The 430-nt window shown below is 55.3% G+C and carries 1 pseudogene; it reads left to right on the plus strand.

What is annotated here, in order from left to right:
* Positions 1–102: 102 nt before the first annotated feature.
* Positions 103–384, plus strand: a pseudogene (locus tag EN780_RS41250) (transposase); the annotation flags it as partial.
* Between the last annotated feature and the right edge of the window lie 46 nt (positions 385–430).

Genomic DNA, 430 nt, shown 5'->3' on the forward strand with positions numbered 1-430 from the left:
CGTAGGTCGTGAGGCCTTTGAGGTCTTGGGCCTGTGACCTTGCCCCTGTGATCTAATCCGGGTTGAAGTTCGCTCTGGCCATCCATCTTGGAGCACCAGGACATGGAGCGTAGCCGCTTGTCTGAAGAGCACATCATCGGAGTTTTGAAGGAACATGAGGCCGGGTGTCGGTAGCCGATCTGTGCCGCAAGCAAGGGGTCAGCGGCGCCTCGATTTACACTGAAAGGCCCGCTTCGGTGGGCTGGATGTCTCCGAGCTCGGCCAGTGAACGCTCTGGAGGATGAGAACACACGGCTAAAGCAATTTCGCGGTGCTAGCCTTTTTGACGGATTTTTGGGAAGGGAATGTATGGTCTGCCCCGCTAATGCGAGATTCGCGATGTCGCAAATGACATTTCCACTTGCATAAATGTATTCGGCCTCTCGAGTGG

Origin of the sequence: Mesorhizobium sp. M4B.F.Ca.ET.089.01.1.1 (assembly GCF_004022605.1) — a bacterium.
In the GTDB taxonomy this organism is placed as follows: Bacteria; Pseudomonadota; Alphaproteobacteria; order Rhizobiales; family Rhizobiaceae; genus Mesorhizobium; species Mesorhizobium abyssinicae.